The sequence below is a fragment of the Paenibacillus sambharensis genome (assembly GCF_003233845.1).
GTDB classification, from domain to species: domain Bacteria; phylum Bacillota; class Bacilli; order Paenibacillales; family Paenibacillaceae; genus Paenibacillus_I; species Paenibacillus_I sambharensis.
In genome coordinates, this window is the sequence record NZ_QKRB01000043.1 from 166320 (window position 1) to 185911 (window position 19592).

19 protein-coding genes are annotated in these 19592 nt (G+C 46.9%); 18 read left to right on the plus strand and 1 reads right to left on the minus strand.

What is annotated here, in order from left to right:
* The first annotated feature begins 80 nt into the window (after positions 1 to 80).
* Positions 81 to 779, plus strand: a complete 699-nt coding sequence (locus tag DNH61_RS10645; protein WP_111146640.1) for a CTP synthase C-terminal region-related (seleno)protein — start codon at positions 81 to 83, stop codon at positions 777 to 779.
* Positions 780 to 1015: 236 nt separating this feature from the next.
* Here DNH61_RS10645 and DNH61_RS10650 read toward each other — a convergent pair whose 3' ends face one another.
* Entirely contained in the window at positions 1016 to 2035 is a 1020-nt protein-coding gene (locus DNH61_RS10650) for an alpha/beta fold hydrolase (protein WP_111146771.1), read from the minus strand.
* Positions 2036 to 2178: 143 nt separating this feature from the next.
* Between DNH61_RS10650 and DNH61_RS10655 the strand changes: the two genes are divergently transcribed.
* The 17 genes from DNH61_RS10655 to cas1c all read left to right on the plus strand — a co-directional run bounded on the left by DNH61_RS10655 (position 2179) and on the right by cas1c (position 19582).
* The gene (locus tag DNH61_RS10655) at positions 2179 to 3087 is read left to right on the plus strand and encodes a LysR family transcriptional regulator (protein ID WP_111146641.1); all 909 of its coding nucleotides are present in this window, start codon (positions 2179 to 2181) and stop codon (positions 3085 to 3087) included.
* Positions 3088 to 3288: 201 nt separating this feature from the next.
* Positions 3289 to 3729, plus strand: coding sequence for a GNAT family N-acetyltransferase (locus DNH61_RS10660; RefSeq protein ID WP_342771436.1), 441 nt, complete (start codon positions 3289 to 3291; stop codon positions 3727 to 3729).
* 301 nt (positions 3730 to 4030) lie between these two features.
* Positions 4031 to 5002 (plus strand): helix-turn-helix transcriptional regulator, encoded by a 972-nt coding sequence (locus DNH61_RS10670; protein ID WP_111146643.1) that lies wholly within the window; start codon positions 4031 to 4033, stop codon positions 5000 to 5002.
* Positions 5003 to 5465: 463 nt separating this feature from the next.
* The gene (locus DNH61_RS10675; protein ID WP_111146644.1) at positions 5466 to 5927 is read left to right on the plus strand and encodes a hypothetical protein; all 462 of its coding nucleotides are present in this window, start codon (positions 5466 to 5468) and stop codon (positions 5925 to 5927) included.
* Positions 5928 to 6126: 199 nt separating this feature from the next.
* On the plus strand, positions 6127 to 6609 hold the full coding sequence (locus tag DNH61_RS10680; protein ID WP_111146645.1) for a DUF2975 domain-containing protein: 483 nt from the start codon (positions 6127 to 6129) through the stop codon (positions 6607 to 6609).
* A gap of 9 nt (positions 6610 to 6618) precedes the next feature.
* Positions 6619 to 6834 (plus strand): helix-turn-helix domain-containing protein, encoded by a 216-nt coding sequence (locus tag DNH61_RS10685; RefSeq protein WP_111146646.1) that lies wholly within the window; start codon positions 6619 to 6621, stop codon positions 6832 to 6834.
* A gap of 70 nt (positions 6835 to 6904) precedes the next feature.
* Positions 6905 to 7681, plus strand: a complete 777-nt coding sequence (locus DNH61_RS10690; RefSeq protein WP_111146647.1) for a DUF817 domain-containing protein — start codon at positions 6905 to 6907, stop codon at positions 7679 to 7681.
* 128 nt (positions 7682 to 7809) lie between these two features.
* Positions 7810 to 9333 (plus strand): stalk domain-containing protein, encoded by a 1524-nt coding sequence (locus tag DNH61_RS10695; protein ID WP_111146648.1) that lies wholly within the window; start codon positions 7810 to 7812, stop codon positions 9331 to 9333.
* A gap of 161 nt (positions 9334 to 9494) precedes the next feature.
* On the plus strand, positions 9495 to 9707 hold the full coding sequence (locus DNH61_RS10700) for a hypothetical protein (RefSeq protein ID WP_111146649.1): 213 nt from the start codon (positions 9495 to 9497) through the stop codon (positions 9705 to 9707).
* A gap of 8 nt (positions 9708 to 9715) precedes the next feature.
* A complete protein-coding gene (locus tag DNH61_RS10705; RefSeq protein WP_111146650.1) occupies positions 9716 to 10231 on the plus strand; it encodes a DUF3841 domain-containing protein in 516 nt (171 codons plus the stop codon).
* 97 nt (positions 10232 to 10328) lie between these two features.
* A complete protein-coding gene (locus DNH61_RS10710; RefSeq protein ID WP_245948132.1) occupies positions 10329 to 11390 on the plus strand; it encodes a DUF1835 domain-containing protein in 1062 nt (353 codons plus the stop codon).
* A 428-nt stretch (positions 11391 to 11818) separates the two neighbouring features.
* Positions 11819 to 14254: a CRISPR-associated helicase Cas3' gene (gene cas3 / locus DNH61_RS10715; protein ID WP_111146651.1), complete on the plus strand. Its 2436-nt coding sequence runs from the start codon at positions 11819 to 11821 to the stop codon at positions 14252 to 14254.
* A 142-nt stretch (positions 14255 to 14396) separates the two neighbouring features.
* Positions 14397 to 15131 carry a type I-C CRISPR-associated protein Cas5c gene (cas5c, locus tag DNH61_RS10720; protein ID WP_111146773.1) on the plus strand — a complete coding sequence of 245 codons (735 nt, stop codon included), beginning with the start codon at positions 14397 to 14399 and terminating at the stop codon, positions 15129 to 15131.
* Complete coding sequence (gene cas8c / locus DNH61_RS10725; protein WP_111146652.1) at positions 15128 to 17047, plus strand: type I-C CRISPR-associated protein Cas8c/Csd1; 1920 nt, start codon at positions 15128 to 15130, stop codon at positions 17045 to 17047. The genes cas5c and cas8c overlap by 4 nt, the downstream gene beginning before the upstream one ends.
* Positions 17048 to 17050: 3 nt before the next feature.
* Complete coding sequence (cas7c, locus tag DNH61_RS10730; protein ID WP_111146653.1) at positions 17051 to 17908, plus strand: type I-C CRISPR-associated protein Cas7/Csd2; 858 nt, start codon at positions 17051 to 17053, stop codon at positions 17906 to 17908.
* Positions 17898 to 18554 (plus strand): CRISPR-associated protein Cas4, encoded by a 657-nt coding sequence (gene cas4 / locus DNH61_RS10735; RefSeq protein WP_111146654.1) that lies wholly within the window; start codon positions 17898 to 17900, stop codon positions 18552 to 18554. The genes cas7c and cas4 overlap by 11 nt, the downstream gene beginning before the upstream one ends.
* Positions 18551 to 19582 (plus strand): type I-C CRISPR-associated endonuclease Cas1c, encoded by a 1032-nt coding sequence (gene cas1c, locus DNH61_RS10740; protein WP_111146655.1) that lies wholly within the window; start codon positions 18551 to 18553, stop codon positions 19580 to 19582. Before cas4 ends, cas1c begins: the two co-directional genes overlap by 4 nt.
* The last annotated feature ends 10 nt before the right edge of the window (positions 19583 to 19592 follow it).

The window sequence follows — 19592 nt, forward strand, 5'->3', positions numbered from 1 at the left end:
TTCCTTTATTTAGAGACGGAATCCCTATATAATTACATTTTTAACAGGGTGCCTACATTTAGTAGAGAGGTCGTGTCAATGTGTTCACTGTCGGGTTGATTGGCGATTATGATGAGGAGGTCGTTGCACATATCGCAATACCTCAAGCAATTCAATTAGCAGCAGACGATATTGGCACCGAGATTAATTACGAATGGGTTCCAACATCTTCATTGGAGCAAGATTTCGGACAAAAACTCTCCAAGTATCAAGCGCTATGGGTAGTTCCTGCGAGTCCTTATCGTAGTATGAAGGGTGCATTAAACGGTATTCAATATGCTCGGGAGCACCAGATTCCTTTCTTGGGAACATGCGGTGGCTTTCAACACATGATAATTGAGTTTGCCAGGAATGTCTTGGGGCTTACTGAGGCCGACCATGCGGAGGAAAACCCTTCGGCTTCTTTGATATTAGTTGCTCCCCTTCTATGTTCGGTAAGTGAACAAACTCAACCTTTTCAGTTAACATCCGGCTCTAAAGTAATAGATATTTATCGAGAAGATGAGATTATTGAACAGTACGGAATTTGTAATTACGGATTGAACTCTGAGTTTAGCCCAATGTTAGAAAGAGCAGGTTTACGAATTGCTGGGGTAGACCTTGAAGGGGAAGTTCGCATTATGGAACTTGATGAACACCCTTTCTTTATCGGGACATTATTTCAACCCGAACGTTCGGCATTGAAAAATATCACCCATCCTTTGATTAAGGCTTTCGTGCGTGTAGCTACCCAATCTTAGATCAATTGCGCTAACGGAGACAGTAGTGCTCGTTCGACGAAAAAATACAATCCCAGAACCTAAATGAAACGGCTGCCTGATTGGAGGCAGCCGTTTTAATCACACATGGGGTCATGAGCGAATGCATGTTTCAATATCGACAAAAGGGTCAAGTCCTTGTCAAAATCTATCGACATACGATCGGTTAGGTTATGAATCCATGAGAGAGATAACTGGGATGCAGTGCAAGTAACGATCTATCCGTTTGTGCTACGTGCTAACAAATGTTTTAGGTTATCATCGATGAAATGATTATCAGCACTGTTGATTCCACGACCGGCAAAATGGCCCCAGATCGACGGGATTGGTTTAAAGACAGCATTAGGTATAAGCTTAGCTTCGTATTCATTATCATCCGGTGTGCAGAACAGGTCTGTGCTTCCCGGCATGATGCAGGCCAGAGCTTTAATGCTCTTAAGTGCCTTATCGAAATCTCCGTTGTAGGAGGAGTTTGCACTAATGTCTGCATGTTGTCCTGTCCATAACATGGTTAGGACATTATGCGGATCCATCTTCATAAAGCTATCTTCCCACACGCCAGCCACAAAATCTTCCAAAGAGTCAAATCCCATCTCACGATAAAGCTCCTCTCTATAAAACGCATGCGACAATCCCCATCCCGCATAGACCCGGCCAACGGCGCGCATGTCTGCAAAAGTCAGCTGGTTTAGTTTACTTGAATCGAAGCCAACTGCAGATAGCAACGCAGCTTTCATACCGTTCAAGACAACAAACGTATGGGGCCATGGCTTGGCAATCCCCGCGAAAGGTGCAATTCGTTCCACCATCTCTGGATAACTTGCCCCCCATTGAAATGCCTGAATGCCTCCCATGGACCAGCCAACTACAAGAGCAATCTTTTGAATGCCGAACTTTTCGGTAATCAGCCGATGCTGGAGCATAACATTGTCATAGACGGTCACCTGCGGAAAGTTAGCACGGTCGTATGGCGGAGGCGTGTTACTAGGGGACGAAGATAATCCGTTTCCAAGCAAATTTGGAACGATTATAAAATATTTCTCAGGATCAAGTACCATCCCACTCCCAATTAACCATTCATTTTGAACATGCTGGTCGCCAAAAGCAGTTGGATAGACGATGACGTTATCTTTCTTTTCATTTAATATTCCATAAGTCTTATAAGCAAGAAATGCGTTCGGTAACGTCACTCCTGATTGCAAAGATACGTCACCCAAATTAAAAATTTCATATTCCATCATGTTGTTTGCTCCTCTCAAAATGAAAGCTTAGATTTAGATTGTATTTCTTGTTGTTAGTATAAATCCGTGATATTCTCAATAAAAGTGAATGAAATTCAAAGTAGCTTTCAATATTATTGAAAGTTAAGGGGGATCGTGTATTGGAGTTGCGCCAACTAAATACGTTCCGCACGGTTGCATCAACATTAAATTTCACTCGGGCTGCAGAAGTGCTTAACTACGTCCCTTCCAACGTCACGATGCAAGTTAAAGCATTGGAGGATGAGCTTGGTGTCCGCCTCTTTGATCGGTTGGGCAAGCAGCTCGTTCTCACTACTGCGGGTAAGCGTTTTTTAACTCATATCCAAGGCGTTCTTGATAAATTGGACGAGGCTCACAGCGTCGTTCATGACAATGAAAATTTAAGCGGCACCATAACAATAAGTGCCAATGAGGTTATTTGCGCCTATCGGCTTCCAGCTGTCTTTCAACAGTTTCGTTCGCAGCATCCGGGAGTACGTCTAATTTTTCGCTCCGTTCCAAATCAAGAGCTCAAGCAAACACTCTTTGAGGGAGCCGCAGATATCGTCTATATGCTGGACGAACCCATTCGCTCGACCGGACTCACCGTGGAACCGTTGCTTGAAGAAACGTTCCGCTTGTTCGCTGCTCCAGATCACCCGCTCGCAATACGTACTGAGCTAAAGCTGGAAGATTTTCACGGGCAAGTGTTCCTAACAAATGAGAAAGGTTGTCCCTATCGAACCATGTTTGACCGGTCATTCGAGAAAGAGGGCATTGATAGCATTACGTATTTAGAATTTCAAAGTGCTGAAGCCATTAAACAATGTGCAATCTCAGGAATTGGTATTGCCTTTCTTCCAGAAATCGTAACGGTAGCCGAAGTTGAACGCGGGGAACTAGTTCCCCTTTCATGGCAAATTCCTGACTTGCACGTGTATACACAGATGTTGTGGCATAAAGACAAGTGGCTTTCACCAATCGTGTTATCTTTTATTGAAGCAGCAAGGAAAGTACTTACCTTACATAATGAAAATAAAACCGTTTAGTATATGCATATAATTTTTTCGAGTTGGCACCGTTCAAACACCTGGATAAACCAGAATTATTCTCTTCCCCTGTGGCGCAACTCTGCTTTCACAGTAGGGATAAAAGTGCGTTTGTTCATCTGGAGTGGAGCAAACAATTCACTTTTGCTGCGGCTTAGTTTATGAACTGCAAATAAAATAGGGATAAGGGGCAGTTAGATTATGGAATACCGGATAAGAGAAATCCGCATAACCGATTATCTAGACATATACTTGTTGAATCGAGAGTTTAACCCCAACCTAGCGCATTTTCCCGAAGAAAAGGTCAAAGAGAAGATTCAAACCATTACTCAAGAGACAACAGATAAGATTTTTGTATTCGAACTCAACAACGAGGTTGTAGGATACATCCATGGAAGTCGCTATGAGCTGCTTTTTGCCGATTCTATGATCAATGTACTTGGATTTGTAGTGAAAGAACACTATAGAAATCAGGGGATTGGCAGCAAGTTAATGGATTGCTTGGAGCACTGGGCTTGGGAAGAGGGTTATTCCGGTATTAAATTGTTATCTCATCCAAGCCGCGAGCAAGCACATAGGCTGTACCACAAAAGGGGCTACCAATATACGAAGGACCAGAAAAATTATATGAAGTCTTTTTAATTATGCAGCAAATCAGAACAACGGGCAGTGATGCGCGAGGTGGACAGTTACGACACTGTTTAAGTGGAGGATTCCTGTGAAATTTTACATAGCGTCCAGCTTCAGAAATATTGACTCTGTAAGGCTAGTTGCTGATAGACTAGTCTCCCAAGGCTTCAAGCAGACGTATGACTGGACCGCCCCCCCTGATATTAAATCGTTATCGGAACTCAGTAATATTGGCCGGATTGTCTGGTCTTTTCGTTGAAATAGCTGTGCGTATACCAAAGTCTCATCTTGGTGGAAAAGGGGGGGGGTTCCGATGGCGAAATGGGATAATATGTTGTCCGTACTGTGGATTCTTCGATCTGGAAGGAAGCTCACTGCTGCGCAGATTGCGGACAGTCTGGAGATTAGCGTCCGCACGGTCTATCGCTATATTGACGCATTGTGTGCCAGCGGCGTTCCGGTCGTCGCGGAATCGGGTCATGACGGTGGCATTCGCATCCTGGAAAGCTTCAAAGGGATGCCTTTATTCTTCAACTCCGTAGAGTTGAAGGCGCTTGTGGATGCATATAAGTTTGCGCAGGGCGCTGGTTATCCGTACACGGAGGAGCTGGAACACGCGCTCAAGAAGATGGAGATCGGGCTGCATGAGGAGCAGCGTCACAACTTGTCCCGTCAGACGAGCGGATTGGATGTGATTGCTCCTTCGCGTCCGCCTTCTGCCATCCCGTTACTGCGAGACCTGGAGCAGGCGGTAAAGGACGGACGAACGGTCCGCATCGCCTATCGCAAAGCGAGCGAGGCACAGGCCTCCGAACGTGAAATTGATCCGTACGGGCTGGCCTATGACCGTAGCGAATGGTATGCTGTTGCGTTCTGCCATCGGGCGCGAACGGTGCGGACCTTCCGTGTGGATCGAATTGAGCGGCTGGAGTCGACCGAAGCGGAGTTCGAGAAGCCGGATCAGTTCTCCGCGTCCGTATATTTCCGCGACCAGTCCAGCCATGGACGGGAGGCAGACGGACCGCTGACGCTCATCCGCATTGAGGGAGAACCCGACACGCTGAATGCAGTTTGCGGCCATTGGCATATGCGCCATTATCTAACCGAAAGGACCGACCGGGAAGCTCGGTTTCTTCTCGACGTTCCTACGATGAATAGATACCTTCCGATATATCTAATGACGTTCGGTACGGCTATTCGCATCTTAGAGCCCGCTCAGCTGAAGCATCGGGTCCAGAATATGGCCCGTGAAATTGCCAAACATCATGAAGACGGTATGGGTTGAACTTCACTGACAGCAGTTGTCAGCTAACCTCAAGTACAATAGTGATTAGGCTCAGGAAGCCAATAATTGAACGGTTCCGCTAATCCGGAGCAAACTTAGCATGAATTAAAACAAAGCCAGCCTATACCTTCTTCTGTGAAGGGAAAAGGCTGGCTCTTCGTTTTCAAATCAAAATTCGTTTTAGCTGCTTCTTCGAAAAATTTTACTTATATTTTTATAAACTTGTCGATAGAAGTCACTTAAATATGTATCGACCAGGAACCGTACCAAGCTGAAGAACATTGAAAAGAGGGCTATAAAGAACAATAATTTAAATGCTGTTTCCATGTCGATTAAGTCACCTCGCTAGAGTCTATTTGCCGGCTTCTGTCTCTCTATTACCCTAATTCTACCAGTAAGTTCATGATAAGGAAATCCCCTGTCGGCAGAGACCGTTGCTTATTCAGATGATCCTCAAGCAGCGTTGGAAAGGGCTGGCGGAGCAGTTTACGGTGAAGTTAAGCAAATCAAGGCAGACTCAAAGTATGGGGGATTTACGGGCACAGAAGAGAAGGTTAGGTATATTCTGATTGAAGTGGAACAGAGCTGGCTTAACGAGGTTGATTCACAGATTATTGCAGCAACTGATTATACCTGGGGCTATGAATTCAAGAAGGGCAATAACTATTTGATATACATACAAGAAGCGGATGGCGAGCTGGTCAGCTCTCCATGCAGCCCCACAATTGAAATGAGCAGCTCAGAGCAAGCAGTTGAATGGTTCGGTGAAGGACTGCGGCCTAAACAACAAGTGAATTTGGAATACAACATGTGGTTTATGGTCGAGCTGGATATTGATATGTACATGATTGTTGCGGCGGTAATACTGATGATAATTCTGATCCGATTCATGAGGGCACGGAGCAGAAGGCAAGGACGCGTTTAAAATGATCAAAGAATCTGTGGAAACCTTCCATTTGAAGCAAACCAGGTGTTTGCCGGATGGGAGGTTTTGTTTTGGTTTCACAGGAATTTTGGAATGCGTTACAACATATATATTGTCCAATGCGATATTTATTTATTGAAACACGATAAATCTTGTGTTAAAGTCTAAACTAAATTAAACGATAAGTGAGGGGCTTCTGATGGAACGTGGAACGACACTTTTTTTGAAGGCGGCTGTTATTATTATTGGCATCCCGGTTCTTGCTTTGTGTATCTTTGTGGTGCCCGAGATCGCGGAATTTGCAGCTGAATTGTATCCGGATCATCAGTATTTGAAGATTCTGGTTCTGCTTGTCATGTATGCCGCGGCGATCCCTTTTTATTTTGCGCTGTACCAGGCCTTCAAGCTGCTGAACTACATTGACAGGAACCAGGCTTTCTCCGAATTGTCTGTACGTGTGCTGAAGAAGATCAAATACTGTGCGTTCACAATCAGCGGCTTGTATGCGGCAGGCATGCCGCTCTTCTATCTGATCGCAGAGAAAGACGATGCCCCGGGTATCATCGTGATCGGGATGGTTTTGGTGTTTGCTTCGATGGTAATCGGGGTATTTGCTGCTGTTCTCCAGAGGCTTTTACAAGAAGCGATTGATATTAAATCCGAGAATGATTTGACGGTCTGAGGTGAATACATGGCGATTATAATCAATATTGATGTGATGCTGGCCAAGAGGAAAATGAGTGTGACCGAGCTGTCGGAGCGGGTTAGCATAACGATGGCTAATCTCTCCATATTGAAAAATGGCAAGGCCAAAGCGATCCGCTTAGCGACCTTGGAGGCGATCTGCAAGGCTCTGGATTGTCAGCCTGGAGATATTCTGGAGTACCGGAGTGACGAAGACACTTAGGAATAAGTGTACGCGCAGACTTATTACCGTTCGGGTCAGGCGGCCCGGACATGATAAGGGGATCAAATTGATGAGACCATTCATACAGCTCCTGCATTTTGGCTATCACCAGGCGATGAGCTGCCTATTTCCTGTTGCGATCTTCGGGACATTAGCCCTCTCGAGCGTAATCGAGCTGCCCTTCATGCACCGTTATGATGCAATACTTCTCATCCTGCTTGCTGTGCAGTATCTTATGGTTCGCAGCGGGCTTGAGACGCTGGATGAACTGAAAGTAATTTGCGTATTTCATGTCATTGGCCTGCTGCTCGAAATCTATAAGGTAGGGATGGGATCGTGGTCGTATCCTGAGCCTGGACTTACGAAGCTGTTCGGGGTACCGCTGTACAGCGGATTCATGTATGCCAGTGTAGCGAGCTATATGTGTCAAGTGTGGCGCAGACTGAGGATGGATATGACCGGCTGGCCGGGGCTTGCTGCCGCAGGACTGCTCGGAGGAGCGATCTATCTGAACTTCTTCACCCACCATTATATCCCGGATTTCCGCTGGTGGCTGACGGCGCTTGTGCTGATTGTCTTCTGGAAAACATGGATTATCTACCGGGTCCGCTCCAGCACGTACCGGATGCCGTTGACCCTTGCTTTTGTCATCGTTGGTTTCTTCATCTGGCTCGCCGAGAATATCGCTACCTTCTTCAACGCCTGGAAATATCCTGATCAGCATCAAGCCTGGCAGCTCGTCAGCTTCAGTAAGATCAGCTCGTGGTTCCTGCTGGTCATTATAAGCGTGATCATCGTTGCGCAGCTTAAGCATGTGAAAGCAGACCGGGTGAATAGAGGTTCATAAGGTTCATAGCCCTTTCATTATTGCTCCCTTCTATGATAATTTCCTTTTCTTTTATGCCTATTGTGGAACATTATCCCGGTTTTGGCGTCTAAGAGAAAGAAGTCATCATGGAAGGGGGTTCTTATTGAATGAAGAACAAAGTCTCAATCATTATTCTTGCCGCTTGCCTATTCTTGTCATCTGTTCATGCATCAGTCACTGCGGCTGCCAATGTACACGCTGCTATCCAAGCCTTCGAACCAACCTCCCTGATTAAATCGGACGGATCACTCTGGGTATGGGGGAATGAGAGCGGTAGCAAGCACACCGGCAGTCTTTCTGTTCCTACCCAAATACACGGCTTGACGGACGTGGCAGCCTCCTTTTCCAATCATCTCGTCATGAAGGAAGATGGCACAGTTTGGTTCTGGGAGAGGGACCCGTCCACTTTAACCTTTCAGGTCTATCCTGTTGAAAAATTGAGCAATCTTACTGCCGTCTATCCGGGTAACAAGGAGTCCTTGGCTTTAGACGCTCAAGGCAACGTCTATATCATCCCCACAGATTACGAACTTACCTCCAGCGATCTGGATAACATCGTGATGATCCCTGGCGTAGACCATATTAAGGCCATTACTAATTATACCGATGAAGCTTATCAGCTGCGGTGGCTTCTATTGAAGGAGGACGGCTCCGTCCTGCGGGATGCAGGCTCCTTAGAGACGTTCGAGCCGCTCCCATCCCTGGTTGATGTGGTTGATATCCAAGGAAATCTGGCCCTGAAAAAGGATGGTACAGTATGGTCCTTACCTGATGCTGCCAATGGGTTAAAAGAGGGTCAGGTTGGTGCTTCAAGGCTGAGCGGGCTGTCTGATATCCGCTCTATTACCAGTGGAGCATATTCAAGCCTCGCCATCGACCGGCAATCCAGACTCTGGTTTTGGGGAGTGACCTACACGGGCTACTCGGATGGAACTAACCTTCATGCACAATCGAAACCCGTCCGGTTGACCAGCATTACGAATGTGAAGGAAGCTTATATCATCGAGCGCTCCATCGTAGCGTTGACCCAGGAGGGCAAGGTGTACAGCGCCTCTATTAACCGGAAACAAATGCCTGCTGATCCTGAGTTCACGCTTCTGGCATCGGATGTAAGTCAGATCAAGAAGGGCAACCGGCACATTATCATGCAAAAAACCGACGGCTCCTTATGGGGATGGGGAATGAACAAAAACGCGCAGCTGGGACATGGGGATTTTAAAGTTGAATATTCGACCCCTGTTCAGGTTCAAAGGCCAATCTCTGTCGTACTTAACGGCGAACCAGCTGCATTATCGGGCGGTGTCATCATCCGGAACAACCAGGCCTTCATTCCGCTGCGTTCCGTGTTCGAGAAGATGGGTGCCGGGATCAGCTTTAACACAGGTGCAGACGGGACGAGTAAATATGTAGTCATCAAACGAAACGATAAGGGTACAGCGCCCGTTGAAATCACCATTGATTACAAATCGGGGAATGCTGTGCTGAATGGAAAGACGATTAAGCTTCCGAACAAACCATTTATCGTTGCAGGAATTGCCTATCTGCCGCTGCGTTTTGTCAGTGAGTCGCTCGGAGCCAATGTGTCCTGGGCACAACAGGAAGGCAGGATTACGATCATGACTGAGAAATGAGAAAGGCCCGATCTCAGAGGGATCTGATCGGAGGAGCGCTGACTTAATCGCAGCATGAAGGCAGCCGGTCCTGTTGACTGGCTGCCTCTTAAGTTGGAGTTACATGGGAGAGATAGCACAACAGCATGCTTTGCTAAAGGGTAGAGTAAGGAGAGGATTTAATGGCTTCTGATGGTTTAACGGAACAAAAAAAAGCTGAGATAATAGATAACTACGGGTTCAATGATGCGGAACCATTAAGAGACACGCAGCATCAAGTTGACTATGACTATGGTACAAGTTTTGATTTCTCTACACTACTAATACCATCAGTGATTCTTTTGTTGTTTACCAGTTTTATTTTGCTATTTTTGTTCAAGAGAAGAAAGAGGTGAGGTGGACCATGAAGCTATGGACCATACAGTCTTTCCATGCTTGGGAAGAAGCATTAGCCTCAGGCTATTTAGTCGGTAACGTTAATTTTGTTTGGGAAGAGTTTCTTCAGCCCTACCATTGGATGATGGAGCAAATGAAAAATAGGCTGCCTAACTATAGAGATGAATACCCGGTTTGGCTGTGGCCCGATAGGCCGGACTTAAGACATTCTGGACACATGTCCAAAGGGAAGAAAGCCGTTTTGCTTGAAGTCAACTTGAACGAGGAAAATGTATTGTTCTCAGATTTTCAAGCGTGGCACATTGTATTAGCTAATCATTACTTAGCTCTCACAGAGGAAGAAGACCTGCTGTTCGAATCTGGGTGCGGGAACATGAGTATTGAAGAGAGCTGGCAAAGAATTTTTAACTATGATGAAATACGCCAGTATGAATACTGGGAGGGTTCAGAAGATCTGCAGGCGGTTACAGGTGCTGTGCCCTTATCCCGAATTAAACATATCAAGACCTTTATCGGACGTTAGTGGTTACTTAGCAGCCGGATCACTCCAGATGGGTTGCAGGCTTTTTTTAGTGAAAACGCCATCCGATCCATGTATATACAATCAGGAGGATAAGAAGATGAAGGAAATGCTAGAAATCCAGAGGGCTGTCGATCAGTTGGGTGATGACAATCTGAAATCCTGTCTGCGGCTTGCATTGAAGCAGATTAGACTGCTAAAAGAACAGAAAGAACCGCCCGAGGATGCGGTGAACACGTTAATTGATCTGTACGATAACCTTATAGAACTGCAGGAGAAGAAGACATTCTGGGACCCAAAACCGGACTGCACGCATGTGCATATTGTCGTAGGGGATTCTTTTGCGGGCAGTACGAAGCTGGCACTTAAGCAGCTGGGCTGGTCTGCTGCGCACAAGGTGATTACGATGCGCGAAAATTACGCTATAGGGCCGCTTGGCCGTTTGGATTCCCCGGAAGGGCGCAGGACGCGAAACGATTGGTTTCAGGATAATATGGCGGAGGCATTCTGGACCTTCATCTCTTCTGAAGAAGAGTACAATGAACTGGTGTCCAAGCTGGAACAAATTCCAGAACAGGCAGAAGTGATTGTCTGGACCAGCCGCAGTGTTCGTGAACAGACCGGGATGCGGCATTCGCTGTATCTTCTCCGCAACAAGCGCAGCGTGATCCGTGTATGTGATGCTCCCGCGATCACCGAGGAGCTATTCAACCGACCGAACGCCTTCATGGAATACAGGCGCTCCGGGGAGATACCGCCTGACAGGCTTCGAGAAGCTCTTGAACGGATAAGCGGCTGCAGGCAGCTGTCCGCTGACGAGATCACGCGGTTTGCGGAGGAATGGCTGGAGATTTCAGAGCAAGGCGGACTATTGCGCATTTGGACTGACGAAGCTGTTCATGCGGTGCCGGCCGACTATTATGATTCCTATTTGCTGGAGAAGCTGGATTACCTGAGACCTGCCTCCGATCACAGATTTTTGAAGGCTTCCCGATTGATTGGAGAGGCGATGGCATATTGCGAACAGGACATTGGAGATTCCTATTTTGAATTCCGTCTGAGAGAGATGATTTATGGAGGGATTCTGGAGATTAAAGGAGTGCCTGCGGCTATGAGATTTTACAGTGTGAGGCGTAAGGAACGCTTGGGGGAAGGCGGGTAATTTACAGGTAATTGCTATAATAACTACAACACTATTGACTAGCATGCAAAATTTTTTAGGGTTAAATACAAGGGTTACACAAGGCAGATGGTCCAAGTGATCGTCTGCTTTTGCTTATGTATGCGTTAAAACGAGCGTTCTAGCAACTGCGCTTATGGCCATTATTGTTAGCTGGTTTTAACGCTTAACTGTTACTTCGGTTTTCGTTTCATTCTTCTGCCCTATCAATCGCAAGGTTCTCCTAGCAATGCCTCCACCACGCAGGATTGGGAATGTTTGTTCGCTGGCAATATATAGACAACACTCTTGAATATAATTTTACATACAGAGCGAAAGAGAAGGTGAGTTTTCTGACAAACTTTTGTTTACAAGTTCAGCTATAATAGATAATAGACTGTCAATTTCTGATATATAACGGGGGCTTAGAGATGCAGTATATTGCTCATATAAGGGAGCGCGACGGTACCATTCAAGCGGTGGGAGAACATCTTAAGGCTGTAGGAGAGTTAGCGGCTTCCTTCGCGGTGCCTGGGGGGCTGAGCAATCTCGCGCGTTTATCTGGTATTTTGCACGATATGGGAAAGTATAGTGACGCCTTCACAAATTATATCATTCAAGCAGTCACTAATCCGGATTCTCCCCCCAAACGAGGCTCTGTCGATCACTCAACAGCTGGAGGACGATGGATCTATCGGAAGTATCATAACGGGTCCCTGAATATGAAGCAAGAGGAGATGATTGCCGCAGAATGGATTGCCATGTGCATCATCTCTCATCATGGTGGACTACGGGACTTTCTTGGACCTGATCTGGAGTCCGAGTTTCTGGAGAGAGTCGCTAAGAAAGAACTGGACGATTACGAAGAAGCTGCTGCACGATTGCGAGAAGAGTTTGAGCATAAAGATCTAGATCATCTGTTTCATCAAGCAGCTGATGAAATACGACTGGTTATCGAGAAAATACAATTAAAGTATCTTCATACGGTAACTGCAACTCTGGCCCTGAAATATGTCTTCAGCTGTCTAATTGATGCAGATCGGACGGACACACGGGAATTTGAAGAAGGCGAAGTGAAGCAGGAGGATAAGGATTGTGATTTGTTTTTCCGACGTTGCTACAACTCTCTAATGGACCATATACAACAATTAGAGGTATTAGAGGATGCCGGAACCCAAATCCATCAGTTAAGGGGCCAGATGTCGCGTGAATGTGAGGCCTTCGCTGACAATAAGCCAGGGATTTACCGTCTGTCTATCCCTACCGGTGGCGGCAAGACACTGGCCAGCCTTCGGTACGCTTTAAAACACGCCATGCTTCATGGGCAGGAACGTATTGTTTTCATCGTGCCTTACACAACGATCATAGAGCAGAATGCGCAGGAAATTCGAAGTGTTCTTGGAGAAGAGGGTCTGATCCTTGAGCATCACTCAAACATCATTCAAGACCGTAATACCAGAGAAGAGGAAGACGATACCGAGGCAGTCGGACTACGCAAGAAGCTGAAGTTGGCACGTGATAACTGGGATAGCCCAATTATCTTTACGACAATGGTTCAATTCCTGAATACCTTTTATTCGAGCGGAACACGTAATGTGAGAAGGCTTCATCGTCTTGCTAATGCCGTCCTCATCTTTGATGAGGTGCAGTCCGTTCCAGTCAAATGTGTTTCCTTATTTAATCAGGCACTTAACTTTCTATGCCACTTCGGCAAGTCTACAGCGGTACTGTGTACGGCTACCCAGCCTGCTCTAGATTTTGTGGAACATAGCTTGAAGGTGACAGCAGGAGATATGATTCATAATCTACACGAAGTGAGACAGAAATTTAAGCGGGTGGAGATTGTGGATCTCACTGAATCGCAAGGCTGGGATGCTTCGTATTTGAATGATTTCGTTCAAAATAAACTCCAGAACGTCCGGAGCCTTTTGGTTATCCTAAACACAAAGAATGCTGCTCGTAAACTCTTCGAGACAATGCAGGATGATGAGATGGCTTCTGGCTGCCGGATGTTCCACTTAAGTACGAATATGTGTCCTGCTCATCGCAAGGAAGTACTTCAAAATCTGAAGCAGGCACTGCTAGAAGGGGAGCGAGTCGTTTGCGTGAGCACGCAGCTGATAGAAGCAGGAGTGAATATCAGCTTCGACTGCGTGATCCGTTCTTTAGCTGGCCTTGATTCGATTGCACAGGCAGCCGGTCGGTGCAATCGGCACGGACGAGACCCTGTTCGTAACGTGTATATTATCAAGTCTTCGGATGAGAATCTGGATCGGCTGACAGAGATCCGTGAAGGAGCGAAAGTAACTGAGAGGGTATTGAGAGAGTTTAAACAGAATCCCGAAGGCTTAGGATTTGATCTGCTATCAGATGAAGCATTGAGGATGTACTTTCAATACTATTATCATCAGATGTCCCCCCTGCTCAATTATGAGATCAAGGGGTTGCAGGACCGGCCGATGGTGGACTTGTTGAGTAATAACGGTCATTATGCAGCAGCTTACAAGTCTCGTCACAAGAAGCCGTTCCTCTTGAGAAGCAGACAAGCTCTAGCCACGGCCTCCCGGCATTTCGAAGTTATCGAGCAAGGCGCTGTGCCGGTACTGGTTCCATACAATGTAAAGGCAAACGCTATTCTACTGGATTTGAATGGAGAACCAGGTGTTAAGGAGCTGAGCGCATTGCTGAGGCAAGCTCAGCAGTACGTTATACAAGTATACGATGGTGAGTTCAAACGGCTGCACGAAGATGGAATGATTTACGAACTGTTTAACGGAAGCATCTACGCTTTAAGGGAGACTGCCTACTCCTATGATTATGGTTTAAACCCCAGCGGAATCGAGAAATGGGAAGCGTATTTTGCATAATATAAGTGAGACACCACGACAATATAAGCCGATCGTCTGCTAACTATAATTATCCTTGACTAACATTTATAAACAGTAGACAATAGATCAAATTACCTATCTTAAATTATATTGAGTTAATACGAAAGGAGCATAGGTTATGATCCGTAATTCTATCCAATTCAAGGTGTACGGCAAGTATGCGTTGTTCACCGACCCTCTCAGTAAAATCGGGGGTGAGAAAATGTCGTATCCAATTCCGACTTACGCAGCGCTTAAAGGCATCGCTGAATCCATCTACTGGAAGCCAACTATTATCTGGTATATCGACTCGGTCCGTATCATGAAACCGATCCAAACGGAGTCAAAAGGTATTCGGCCTCTAGAATACGGAGGAGGAAATACTCTAGCCTATTATACTTATCTTAAGGATGTCGAGTATAACATATCAGCCCACTTCGAGTTTAACCTTCAACGCGAGGAATTAGAATACGATCGCAATGAATTCAAACATCACAATATCGCGAAGCGTTGCCTCCAAGCTGGTGGACGGCGGGATATCTTTCTTGGCGCCCGAGAGTGCCAAGGTTATGTGGAACCTTGTGAATTTAGTGATGGAGTAGGGTTCTATGACAATCAGGAACACGATATGCCCTTCGGCGTCATGGTGCACGGCATTAATTATCCAGATGAGACGGGCCGTAACACGCTTGAGACTCGCTTATGGAGCCCCATAATGGAAAGGGGGGTGATTGATTTCATTCGTCCGGAGGAATGTCGTTTGATAAGACCAATTAGCACATCCAGTTTGCCAAAATCGTTTGGCTCGTCTAATATGCAGCCGGCCGATGCGCTGTTTCAAGAGATGTTCCAAGGTGGAGAGGGGGAAGTAACATGACCTGGTTAGCCAAGCTGTACCAGACATATGAGAACAACCTTGAAGCCGTTGGTAAGTTTAAGAAGCGGTATAACGGACAAGAATACACGCTCCTTCCGGTATCCCATACCACCCAGTCGGCGCAGATTGAAGTTATCCTCGATCACAATGGTAATTTTCGTCACGCTGAAGTAGTGGATAAGTCAGATGCCAGTACATTGATTCCTTGCACCGAGGCCTCCTCGAACCGGACAAGCGCTCCAGTCCCCCATCCTCTGCATGACAAGCTAGTTTATGTAGCAGGTGATTATCGGTCATATGGCGGTGTGGTGAAAAAAGGGGATCCTCATGCGGATTACATGCGGCAGTTGAGAGAGTGGTGTGACTCTCCATATGGGCATGACAAGGTACAGTGTGTCTATCGCTATCTTATGAAGGGAACTCTTATTGCGGATCTTGTCCGGCAGCAAATTCTTCACGTTGACGAGAACAACAGCTTAATCGAAAGATGGAGTTCAGACCGTCCAGGGGAGAAACCCAAAATTTATAATGTGCTGGCAGGTGACCAGAATGCTGCCTTCGTGCGGTTTGCCGTTGAACAAATCGGTGAATTGGAACATCGGCTATGGCGGGATGAATCGGTACAGAACTCTTATATCCAATATTATATGCAAAAGCAGAATGAGCGTGACGTGTGTTTTGTTACGGGAGAGATGATGCCTTACGCGGATAAGCATGCTTCCCGCATCCGCCATTCAGCTGATATGGCGAAACTGATCTCAGCCAACGACAATTCGGGCTTCACCTTTCGTGGACGTTTCTTAACGAGCAGGGATGCGGCTTCCATTAGCTATGAGGTGTCTCAGAAGGCCCACAATGCGTTAAAGTGGTTGGTTGCAAAGCAGGGAATGACCATAGACGGCCGTGTATTTGTAGTTTGGGGAACCAAGGAAGAGGAAATCCCAGATCCCTTTGCCGATACTTATGGCCTTAACAGGGATGAGGCGTCTGATGCGGGGGATGCAACCCATGAGGAATTTGCGCAGCAGGTTAAGAGAGCCATTCAGGGCTACCGCCATAATTTGGACTATCAGTCAGATGTCAATATTATGGCGCTTGATGCGGCTACTCCGGGGCGCATGTCTGTTGTATATTATCGTGATATGAACAAGGAGCTTTTCCTGAACAAGTTGCAGGAATGGCATGGATCATGTTATTGGCGGCACAGCTACCATTTGGACCAGGAGAAGAAGCGCATTGTATTCACCGGAACACCATCAACCCGTGATATAGCCTTTGCGGCATATGGTTCTGGTGCAAGTGATACTGTTGTGAAAGGACTTTTGGAACGAATGCTTCCCTCTATTCTAGATGGAAGGAAAATTCCGAATGATATTGTACGAAATGCGGTGAGTCGAGCTTCGAACCCTATCAGCATGGAGCGATGGGAGTGGGAGAAGACGCTCAGCATCGCCTGCTCGTTAGTGAATAACACCCAGTGGAATGAAGGGAAGGGATTTCAAGTGGCTCTGGATACTAATAACATCAACCGGGACTACCTCTTCGGCCGGATGCTGGCCATTGCCGATGTTTTAGAACGGACGGCGCTCGGCTGGGAAGAGAAGAGGGCTACTAATGCAGTGCGTTATATGAATGCTTTTGCACAGCGTCCTGCAAGGACATGGACCGTTATTCAATCCAATCTACAGCCATACCAAGCGAGGATGGGAATGGATGCGGGGTTTTATAACCGTTTGCTTGATCAGGTGGGATCACAGCTGCAGCCGGAGGATTTTACAGATAAACCGCTTGGGGGACTGTATCTCTTAGGTTTTTACAGCCAGCGCCAGGACTTGTATACAAGCAAGAAGGACAAGGAGTTTAAAGCATCCTCGGAAGCAACTGAACTACATACAACCGAACAAGGGAGAGAGTAAGACATGAGTACATTGGATCGTAAAATTGATTTTGCCGTGGTCTTAACAGTTCGTAATGCTAACCCGAACGGAGACCCGCTGAATGGCAACAGACCAAGGCAGAATTACGATGGTCATGGGGAAATTTCGGATGTGTGTCTGAAACGCAAAATCCGAAATCGGCTCCAGGATATGGGTGAATCTATCCTAGTTCAGTCCGACGAGCGTAGGTCCGACGAGCACCGCAGCATTAAGGATCGAGTGGATGCTAACGCCGCTGTTCAGGAATTTGCAAAGGGAAAAAAGTCGAATAACGAGCTGTATGCCAAGGCTGCTTGCGAGCAATGGATTGATGTTCGGAGCTTCGGACAAGTATTCGCCTTTGGCGGCGGCGGAGAGGGAGGGGTCTCCATTCCGATCCGAGGGCCGGTAACTTTGCACCCAGCTTTCAGTCTGGCGCCGATCGATATCACTTCTCTGCAGATCACGAAGAGTGTTAATTCGGTAACTCCTGCCAAGGATCCAAATAAGAAGGGGCCAGATACGATGGGGATGAAGCATCGGGTGGATTTCGGTGTGTATGTGTTCTATGGAAGCATTAATACCCAGCTGGCAGAGAAGACCGGATTTACTTACGAGGACGCCCGGAAGCTCAGGGAAGCTTTGATTACCTTGTTTGAAAACGATAGTTCCTCCGCACGCCCAGACGGCAGTATTGAGGTGAATAAAGTGGCCTGGTGGGAACACGCCTCCAAGCTGGGACAGTATTCCTCAGCAAAGGTGCATCGATCAGTTGATGTGCAGGTTGATGAAATGGGAATCCCAATCGTAACTCTGCAGACGCTGGAAGGGCTGGTACCCCAGGTGTTCGATGGCCTATGAGGAAGAAGATTGGCTGCTACTGTCGGGGATCCAACATTTCAATTTCTGCCGGCGGCAGTGGGCTTTAATCCACATCGAACAGCAATGGGCGGAAAATGTCAAGACGGTGGAAGGAAACCGTGTTCATAAGAAGGCTGACCAGCCGATGGTGAGAGAGAAGCGCGGCAATAAGCTGGTTGTTCGTGCCATGCCTGTACATTCCGCAGAATTGGGACTGACAGGTATATGTGATGTGGTCGAATTTGTGCAGGATCCTTCGGGAATAGCACTCAACGGAGAGGAAGGGCTGTACCTCCCTATTCCCGTTGAGTACAAGAGGGGAAGGCCTAAGCAGGATAACTCTGACCTCTCTCAATTAACGGCTCAAGCCATGTGTTTGGAGGCAATGCTTGCTTGTCCGGTGGAGTTGGGGTACTTCTATTATGATGAGATCAAGCATCGGGTAGAGGTTTCAATTACAGCTTCCCATCGGGAGTCTGTTAGAAGAAGTGTAGAGGAGATGCACGGATATTATGACAGAGGTTATACGCCTAAGGTAAAGACGGGACCGCACTGTAATAATTGTTCTTTAAAAGAGCTCTGCCTCCCAGCGCTAATGAAGAAATCCAACGTATCCCGTTATATAGAGGGGAGGCTATTGGATTGAAGCGGCTCCTAAATACGTTATTTATCACGACTCCCGATGTGTTCTTGGCTTTGGACGGAGAAAATGTGGTAGTTAAACAAGAAGGTAATGCTTTGGGCCGATATCCGCTGCATAACCTGGAAGCCATTTCAACGTTCGGTTACGCAGGAGCCAGTCCGGCTCTTATGAGGGCATGTGTGGAGCGTGGGATATCCCTGACCTTCTTGTCCTGCAGCGGAAGGTTTCTGGCTAGCGTCCATGGGGAATCGCGGGGGAATGTTCTCCTTAGGAAGGAACAATACCGGATCTCCGATCAGCAATCCAGAAGTGCATTGGTGGCCAGGAACTGTATTGTTGGCAAGATTTATAATGCCAAATGGATTATAGAGCGGGCAACGAGGGATTACCCCATGCGACTGGATGTTACCAAATTGAAGCAGGTATCAGGGTTATTGTCCAAATCGATGCTTGCTGTTCGGGAAACGGAAGATCTAGAAGTACTGCGCGGAATTGAAGGTAATGCGGCAGCTTGGTACAACTCAGTGCTGAATGATCTGATTCTTCAGCAGAAGGAGGACTTTTATTTCCAGCGCAGGAGCAAGAGACCTCCGCTCGATAATATGAATGCACTGCTTTCGTTTGCATACACGCTGCTCGCTGCTGATGCCCGATCTGCCTTGGAGACAGTTGGGTTGGATGCGTATGTAGGTTTTCTGCATCGGGACCGCCCGGGAAGAGCATCATTGGCGCTTGACTTGATGGAAGAACTGCGCGGCGTTGTTGCCGACCGGTTCGTGCTCTCTTTAATCAATAAGCGTGTCATTACAGCCAAAGGCTTTGTACGCAAGGAGAATGGCGCAATTATCATGGACGAAGTGACCAGACGAAAGGTGTTGGCGGCCTGGCATGAACGCAAGCAGGAGAAAATTCAACATCCTTTTTTGGATGAGAAAATTCCATGGGGGCTGGTTCCTCATGCACAAGCTCTGCTTCTGGCCCGCCATATTCGAGGGGATTTAGACGAGTATCCTCCATTCTTATGGAAGTAGGTGTCCTGAT

Coding starts and splice junctions, on each gene's coding strand:
- DNH61_RS10685 (WP_111146646.1), top strand. CDS start 6,619: ATGGCGATTATAATCAATATTGATGTGATGCTGGCCAAGAGGAAAATG.
- DNH61_RS10680 (WP_111146645.1), top strand. CDS start 6,127: ATGGAACGTGGAACGACACTTTTTTTGAAGGCGGCTGTTATTATTATT.
- cas3 (WP_111146651.1), top strand. CDS start 11,819: ATGCAGTATATTGCTCATATAAGGGAGCGCGACGGTACCATTCAAGCG.
- DNH61_RS10660 (WP_342771436.1), top strand. CDS start 3,289: ATGGAATACCGGATAAGAGAAATCCGCATAACCGATTATCTAGACATA.
- cas4 (WP_111146654.1), top strand. CDS start 17,898: ATGGCCTATGAGGAAGAAGATTGGCTGCTACTGTCGGGGATCCAACAT.
- DNH61_RS10710 (WP_245948132.1), top strand. CDS start 10,329: ATGAAGGAAATGCTAGAAATCCAGAGGGCTGTCGATCAGTTGGGTGAT.
- DNH61_RS10650 (WP_111146771.1), bottom strand. CDS start 2,035: ATGGAATATGAAATTTTTAATTTGGGTGACGTATCTTTGCAATCAGGA.
- cas7c (WP_111146653.1), top strand. CDS start 17,051: ATGAGTACATTGGATCGTAAAATTGATTTTGCCGTGGTCTTAACAGTT.
- DNH61_RS10705 (WP_111146650.1), top strand. CDS start 9,716: ATGAAGCTATGGACCATACAGTCTTTCCATGCTTGGGAAGAAGCATTA.
- DNH61_RS10690 (WP_111146647.1), top strand. CDS start 6,905: ATGAGACCATTCATACAGCTCCTGCATTTTGGCTATCACCAGGCGATG.
- DNH61_RS10700 (WP_111146649.1), top strand. CDS start 9,495: ATGGCTTCTGATGGTTTAACGGAACAAAAAAAAGCTGAGATAATAGAT.
- DNH61_RS10670 (WP_111146643.1), top strand. CDS start 4,031: ATGGCGAAATGGGATAATATGTTGTCCGTACTGTGGATTCTTCGATCT.
- DNH61_RS10695 (WP_111146648.1), top strand. CDS start 7,810: ATGAAGAACAAAGTCTCAATCATTATTCTTGCCGCTTGCCTATTCTTG.
- cas8c (WP_111146652.1), top strand. CDS start 15,128: ATGACCTGGTTAGCCAAGCTGTACCAGACATATGAGAACAACCTTGAA.